This window comes from Ruegeria sp. BG6 (genome assembly GCF_056538465.1).
Genome location: NZ_JBQFTB010000031.1, coordinates 1 through 7431, shown reverse-complemented (window position 1 = coordinate 7431; position 7431 = coordinate 1). Strand labels below are relative to the sequence as shown.

Genomic DNA, 7431 nt, shown 5'->3' with positions numbered 1-7431 from the left:
ACGCCAACGCCATTATCTCGCCGAAGAGGATGGCGTTTGGACTTTCCGACACCATTTCAACGCGCCTATCGGCGTGGTTTGGGAATTTCTGGTAGCTCCTGAGCTCAAACAGAACTGGATGGACCGCATCAAGACGGTCACGGTGGAAAATCCGCAAGGACGTCTTGCCCCCGGATCTAACTATCATTGCGCTCATGAGCTGGCAGACTTTTATTATCGCGTCACTGATTGGGAGCCGTTTGAGTACTTTTCGACGCGGATCCAAGATCCCGCCCGTCCGCACATCAGTCTGCCGGAAACCTATCATCTGACGGAAATCAATGGTGGCACTGATTTGCGCTACACATTCGGCGAAGCAACTGATGTAGCTGGAAACCGTTCAGAAATCTCGGAACAAGAGGCGGCGGCATTTCTGGCGGAATTTTGGGCTGCGTCCTTTGCGAAAATGGACAAAAAACTCGACCAATCCAATTAATGGCATATGGTGTAATGCCCAGCCTAAGGTCGAATTACCGGTGGATACTAGACCTGTCTTATCCTTAAGGTGGGCGATGGCGTCAAAAACCTGCGGCCATGCCCTGATAGGTAATGGTCACGTCACCGCGCTACGTAAGTCACTTTTTAGTAGCGAAACCTGTTAAAGCAAAGCAGTTAGATCGACCCTTAGGCTGTTCCGCACACTCTCAGCATCATGCGTCGAAGTTCCAAATGTCGCGCTGAACCTTCCAGCCGTCGTTGCCTTTTCGAAAGTAAAGAACGTACTTTCCAGCAAGTTCTTGCCCACCCATTGAGCCTGTCAGCGTCCCCATCGTAACTGCAATGTCTCCACTGACATGAGCTGCGGTCGGATTGGCCAAAACGTTCTCCAGGCCACCATCAATTGCCGCCTGCCAATACTCTCGGATGGCAGCGTGGCCAGACATTGTAGGAGCACCAGGTGGCATGAGGGCTCCATCTTCGGCATAAGCGGCTGTTGCCATACCCGCATCCTTAGCATTGATCCCTTCAATGATGGACGCGTCGAGCGCCTTTACACTTTCAACATCTGACATCTTTTCCCCCTAAGTTTACCAGCTGGTGTCATCAGACTATCACAAAAGCCTGTTTCGATGCTCGTCTTCGTATGCCACGTGAGAAATACTTAAATTTGGGAAAGCGAGTTGTCGCGGCTTGGGCCGTCTTGACGCTGCACGTAAGGCGCATGATGGATAGCAGCTTTGTCCGCACAGCCGGTATTCGCTCCTTGTCGTGAACTTCGAATGTCCGCACCGAGCCCATTTTATACCTTTACAGGGGTAGGATTGTGCGACGGCTTGGTTAAAGAACTACCGCTCAATACATAAACTAGACGTTAACGGCATATTCCACGCACATTAAAGCACGTTATTTTATTCTAATAGTCAGATGTATTGGTGGGGGCTTCAATTCGGAGATAGCCAATATGCACGCAAAACGTTTTGATCGAATTCTGTTTGACGACTTCTTTAATGCCATTGATCAATTTATCTTGGAGCAGGCTCACGCTCCCGACGGACCCGAGCCGGTTACGCCGGCAGACGGCCAGATGTTGCGCGCACTCCTTCAGCCCACCACCGCTGAAAATCATGCTAGTGAGAGCTCCATCGATGACAACCAAGTGTTCGACACGGGCAATCCATTCGGCAGCTCTGATGTTGAAGGCAGAGATGGCCTGGGTATCTTTGAGCAGGCTCACGCTCCCACCGGGCTTGAACCGGTTACGCCGGCAGATGGCCAGGCGTTGCGCGCACTCCTTCAGCCCTCTGCCTTCGAAAACCAAACCAGTGTAGGCTCCGACGCAACCTTCGTTGACTACCAAGAGTTCAACATGGGCAATCCCTTCGGCGGTGGTGGCAGCGGCGGTGGCGGTGGTGGTCGACCGGGCGGCGGCGGTGGCGATGATGGCGGTGGTGATGGAGGCGGCGGTGGCAGCACTGTGGAAGCTACCTACACTTCGGGCACTCTCGATACCGGGTTCGACGATACTATCAACGTAGATACCAATCGCGGCACTAGTGATCCGTTTAATTTTCAGATCGAATTTGTAGGAAACGGGTCAGATTGGAACACTTCGATCGCGACAACCATACAAGGCTATGTCGAAGCGGCAGCGGAATTTCTTTCTTCGGTCATTGCATATGGCTTTACGGACGATGACAACGGCTTGAAATCAGATGGTACGGAGTTTGTGCTTGATGACCTCTATGTCGAAGTCAAACTTGAAACCGGTGCGCTGGGTGGAGAGGTTGCATCGGCAAATATTTACGCAGCAAACGACTGGGACGGCAACGGCACGGCTGAAACACCGGCTGGCGCCACCCTTACCATCGACCTTGCCGATGCGGCCTCTCTCGATGCACTCGGCGTGCTTGATGACACGATACTTCACGAGATGATCCACGCGCTGGGATTTGGTACCCTTTGGGATGTTGCGGGCAACGATTTGACAACTAAGTCGAAGGGCAATCTTGTATACACTGGGACAGAAGCTACGACTTTGTATGGAGATAATATTCCGGCGGAAGGCGGTGGCGGGCGCGGCACTTCCGGAGGTCATTGGGACGAGGCAGCCCTGGATGCCGAGCTAATGACCGGGATCGTTGAACAGACCGACACCATGTACCTGGCAGACTTTTCGCTCGCGTCTCTAGAAGACCTTGGGATCTATGAACTCGCTGTCGGATGGGAAGGCGAACTGGATGCTCTGAATGGCTCAAACGCTACGGGCGACGGAATCGATCTGATGGCCTGGTACGACGGTTTTCTTACAGCTTGAACTGCATCAAGTTAGTTCACAGCGGTGCCAGTTAGTTCTGGCGCTTCTGTTTTCTTGGAAGCCAAGTTCGCAGCACATTGTGATAGCCAAAGCTGGTTAGTATACAACCCCTTATCCGTTTAGCTGCGCAAATGTTACTAATGGTTGCTTTGTCCGCAAGGCAGAAATTCTTTGCGGTTAGCGACTTGAACAGGTCTGGTTGTTCCCAAGCTAAACTGTGGCCTGCGCAATCAAGTACGGCCAGCGTTGTACGAGGGTATGTATCGCGCAGCGAACGACCGAATCGAGCCCAAAGCAGGCATCAATTGAAGGAAGATTTTGAGTGCCGAAACACCAGCTGAGCAAACGACTGCTTCAAGTCCGGAGCAGAAACTCATTTGCTTGATTTTTTGGGTTTATGCGCCGTTTTTCTAGCGCTTCCGGTCGGCTTTCCGCAGACCATCGATTAACAATGCATTGTGTTGGGGAAGGCGATAGAGGACCAAGTCGCCGGACAGGATACTCCCGAGAAAGGCTGGAGCGAAATCTGCGAGCGCCTGTTCGTGTTGTCGACCGATTTCAGGTCGACCGAGATGCGCGGCACTGGCGATCATCACTGCGCGGCGGATCGGAGCGCGGGGCGTCATCTGGATGGCTCGCTCGCTCCATAGCATGGCGTCCTCGAAATCCGCGTCAGCGAAGGCTGCCTGAGCAAGCGACAAGTAAGCGTCGCCGACCCACAGATCCGTGTCACGTGGTGAGAGTTGGAGTGCGAGTTGGGCGTGCTCACGCGCTTCAATGGTTCGACCCACCAAAGACTCGTGCCATGCCAGAAAGAAGATGTTGCGGGCGAAATTCGGGTTTAGTTGGAAACCCAAGTTAAAGTCGGCCTCGGCACCATCGAAATCGCCGCGGAAGTGACGAACCATGCCGCGGACGGAAAGGGCGCGTGGGTCAAGCTGACCGCCCCGGAATAGGGGCTCAACGCTCTTCTCCGCCATATTCAGTGTTTCAGTTGGGTCCTCATCGAACTGATATAAGTATCGCATTAGGTAGGCATATGCCTTGATCCAATGGGCCTGGACGTTGCGCGGATCGAGATCGATAGCGCGATTGGAGGTTAAAATGACTTCGTCGAATTTCTCCTGGGAGTGGAAGCCACCCGCGTAAAATATTGCCATTGCCTGAAGTGAGAGGTCATACGAGTTGAAGTCGATGCTATGTGCATTGGAAACTCGGCCGATTTCAGCCATAGAGATCTGAGGGGCGATGGCACCGACGACGTTGCGTGTAATTTCGTCCTGCAGCGCGAAAATGTCTTCAAGTGTGCGGTCGTAGCGTTCGGCCCAGACATGTGCTCCATTTGTGCAGTCAATTAGCTGAGCTGTAATACGAACACGGTTGGCGGAGCGCCGAATGCTGCCCTCGAGCATGTAGCGTACACCTAGTTCACGAGAGACCTGGTGATGAGTGACCGGGCGGCCTTTGAACGAGAACGAAGAGTTGCGGGCGATAACGAAAAGCTCTGGGAAGCGCGATAATTCCGTGATGATGTCTTCCGAGACGCCATCGCAGAAATATTCCTGCTCCAGGTCATTAGACATGTTCTGGAATGGAAGGACAGCGACGGAGGGTTTGTGGGCAGGTTGCAACGACATAATCTTATCGTCAGGTTTGTCTTCCATTTCCATTTTGTAAGCGCGCATGGGCACAGGAATGTTTTTTAGTGCGAGGTCGCCGAGGTCGACGAAGGAAATCTTAGTTTTGCCCCGAACTTGCCGGTAGGCGTCGTCAGATATTAGAACGCCGCCCGGGTTGGCCATGCTTTCCAGTCGGGCCGCAAGGTTGACCCCTTCGCCGTAGATATCGCCCTCGTCCAAAATCACGTCGCCAAGATGTAATCCGATGCGGAAGCTGATCCGGCGATTTGCTGGGTTCGCAGCTTCTGCTGCGGAGAGTGCTTTCTGGAGGGCGGCCGCGGCCTCAACGGCAGCAACGACAGAACTAAATAGTGCGAGCAGGCCATCTCCGGTAAGTTTAACGATCTGGCCATTGGCCCCTTGGATGCTTGGGTCGATAATATCCCGACGCAGGTCTTTGAGCCGAGAAAGCGTACCCTCCTCATCGGCCGCCATGAGCCGGGAGTAACCGACCATGTCGGCGACAAGTATAGCGGCAAGTCGGCGGGTCATATGCAATTCCTGTCGGTGATCACCCGTTGAAGCTATCAAGATTGGCAATTGCCTGCCAATAATCGCGATTGAATGTATCGAGCCCGTTGCGGTTGTCCATTGAGTGAGCAGTTTTCCGAGCCCAATGCATGACAGATTAGGCTTATTTCTTATGCTATGTTAGCCTGCCGAAAGATCGCAGTTCATAAGCCGACCAGTGCTTTCTTTGCGATCGGCCTTTATTTTGTGCACCCAGGTCCACTGATCGGCTCTTAGGGAAACCGTCTATTAGGCGGGTGAACTTGAAACGACGGGGGAAGATTATGACAGCCAAGACATTAAGTGAACTCCGTGACTTTTTACGCGGGGAAGTCATAACTGAGGATGACGCCAACTATGAAGACGCGCGTAAGGTCCACAACGGGATGATCGACAAAAAGCCCGCTGTGATCGTGCGGGCCGCCAATGCTGGAGACGTGATGACGGTCGTCAACTACGCGCGCGACAATGGGCACGACTTGTCGGTTCGTGGCGGCGGGCATAGTGGCCCAGGCTTTGGCACAAATGACGGAGGGGTCGTCATCGACCTGTCGCACATGCGCAGCATCCGTGTTGATCCTGGCGCAAAGACAGTTCGCGCCGAGGGTGGCGCAACGTGGGGCGATTTTAACTCTGCTACCAGTGCGTTTGGCCTTGCCACGACGGGCGGCGTAATATCGACGACGGGCATCGCCGGGCTCACGCTTGGTGGCGGGATCGGTTACCTGTCGCGCGGGCATGGTCTCTCTCTCGATAACCTGATTTCGGCGGACGTAGTGACAGCGGATGGCAAGATGCTGATCGCCAGCGAAGACGAAAACGCCGATCTTTTTTGGGCGATCCGTGGTGGCGGCGGCAATTTCGGTGTCTGCACCTCACTCCAGTACAAGCTTCAGCCGGTGGACACAGTTTACTGGGGTCCGATGTTCTTTGAGATCGAAGAGACTGAGACGATCTTCAAGTTCTACCGAGATTACATAAAGACGGCACCGCGCGAGATGGGAGCCTTTCCAGCCTTCCAGATAGCTCCGCCGCTGCCTTTTATCCCAGAAGATCGCCACGGCGACATGTTTTGCGCCATCGTCGCCTGCTGGTCAGGCGATCCGGCAGAAGGAGAAAAGCAGTTCAAGGCATTCCACGAAGTCGCCGAGGTCAAGGCTGAACATGTCGGTCCTGTGCCTTATCCAGCTATCAACGCGGCCTTCGATGGCCTATTTCCAAAGGGCATCCGGCAGTACTGGAAGGGCAATTTCGTCAAGGAACTTACCGATGAGGCAATCGCCGCCCACGTCAAGCACGGGCCCAACGCGCCGACGGTCAGCTCCACCATGCATCTTTACCCGATCGACGGCGCCTGTCACGACGTGGACGCGGACGCAACGGCGTTCGGGCATCGGGATGCCAATTTTTCGATGGTTGTTCTGGCCGCATCTGACGATCCGGCCGACGATGCAGCACATACCAAGTGGGTGCGTGATTACTCAGATGCGATAGCGCCTTACTCCGAGCCTGGCGGGTATATCAATTTCATGGATGATGATGATGCTGGGCGCGCGCAGGAGAATTTTGGCGGCAACTATGAGCGGCTTCTCAAACTGAAGCGTCAGTACGATCCGGACAACCTGTTTCGCATCAACCAGAACATTGCTCCTTAGATCGAAGGTACTGAATTAGATATGGCCTGCCTTGTCATCTTGGTTGTTGCTGACGGGGCAGGTCAGAACATTTTACACTTATAGAAGGGAACACCTCATGATGATCGCGCGATGGACCTGCGAGGCCAAGTTCGGAATGAAATCAGAGACGTTGGCGCTTCACAAAGAATGGGCCGAGCAGATCGGCTCGCAGACAGATATCGATATGTCGAAAAGCCGGATCTTTACCGGTTCGGTTGGCGCTAAGGAAGCAATCATTCAAGACGAATTCGAGATCGAAAATCTCGCCGAACTGGATGCGTTTTTCAATAAAATCGCTTCGATCAAGATGCATGCCGAATGGGGGAAAAAGATGGGGGAAGTGATAGTTTCCGGCTCAACATATTGGGAGGTTTTTCGCGTCGTGGAGTAAAAGACCTGGATCGCCCAGAACGTCATCCTAGCGGCCGGCTGAGAATAGCTGCTTTGAGCCCAGAGCGGACCAAATAGTTTCGCCTAAGTTTTGTTTTAGGTGGCCCCAAATTGGTGAAAGTGCCATCTAACTAATGGGCCAGTTTCAATCCAACGGGAGGCCGGTACTTTCGAAAATTGCGTCTAAATCCTTACTCTAGCGCCTCTAACTTTACGGTCAGCCGTTACTTGCAAGTTCGTCTTCCGCCTCTCCATCCGGGGTTTGAACTATTCCCTCCGGTTCTCCATCAGCATCATCGTCCTCCTGGCCGTCGGCATAAAGGCTTCCGTCGTCCGAAGTGCCAAGCGTGGCTTTTACCGATTCTTCATCGGGATTGGAGGC

6 protein-coding genes are annotated in these 7431 nt (G+C 53.6%); 4 read left to right on the top strand and 2 right to left on the bottom strand.

Annotation, left to right across the window (positions count from 1 at the left end):
* Positions 1-475, top strand: a 475-nt coding sequence (locus ACR0JW_RS23685; protein WP_480714598.1) for an SRPBCC family protein, incomplete at its 5' end; no start/stop codon positions are given.
* A gap of 214 nt (positions 476-689) precedes the next feature.
* On the opposite strand, the gene ACR0JW_RS23680 is transcribed toward ACR0JW_RS23685, so the two are convergent.
* Positions 690-1052 carry a nuclear transport factor 2 family protein gene (locus ACR0JW_RS23680; RefSeq protein WP_170471409.1) on the bottom strand — a complete coding sequence of 121 codons (363 nt, stop codon included), beginning with the start codon at positions 1050-1052 and terminating at the stop codon, positions 690-692.
* Between the two features lie 389 nt (positions 1053-1441).
* Here ACR0JW_RS23680 and ACR0JW_RS23675 point away from each other — a divergent pair, with 389 nt between their 5' ends.
* Entirely contained in the window at positions 1442-2794 is a 1353-nt protein-coding gene (locus ACR0JW_RS23675) for a leishmanolysin-related zinc metalloendopeptidase (RefSeq protein WP_480490282.1), read from the top strand.
* A gap of 410 nt (positions 2795-3204) precedes the next feature.
* Here ACR0JW_RS23675 and ACR0JW_RS23670 read toward each other — a convergent pair whose 3' ends face one another.
* Positions 3205-4965 carry an adenylate/guanylate cyclase domain-containing protein gene (locus tag ACR0JW_RS23670; RefSeq protein WP_170609779.1) on the bottom strand — a complete coding sequence of 587 codons (1761 nt, stop codon included), beginning with the start codon at positions 4963-4965 and terminating at the stop codon, positions 3205-3207.
* Positions 4966-5267: 302 nt separating this feature from the next.
* Here ACR0JW_RS23670 and ACR0JW_RS23665 point away from each other — a divergent pair, with 302 nt between their 5' ends.
* Together ACR0JW_RS23665 and ACR0JW_RS23660 are read left to right on the top strand one after the other, a co-directional pair.
* Complete coding sequence (locus tag ACR0JW_RS23665) at positions 5268-6638, top strand: FAD-binding oxidoreductase (RefSeq protein ID WP_170609777.1); 1371 nt, start codon at positions 5268-5270, stop codon at positions 6636-6638.
* 97 nt (positions 6639-6735) lie between these two features.
* On the top strand, positions 6736-7050 hold the full coding sequence (locus ACR0JW_RS23660) for a hypothetical protein (protein WP_170609775.1): 315 nt from the start codon (positions 6736-6738) through the stop codon (positions 7048-7050).
* Positions 7051-7431 lie beyond the last annotated feature (381 nt).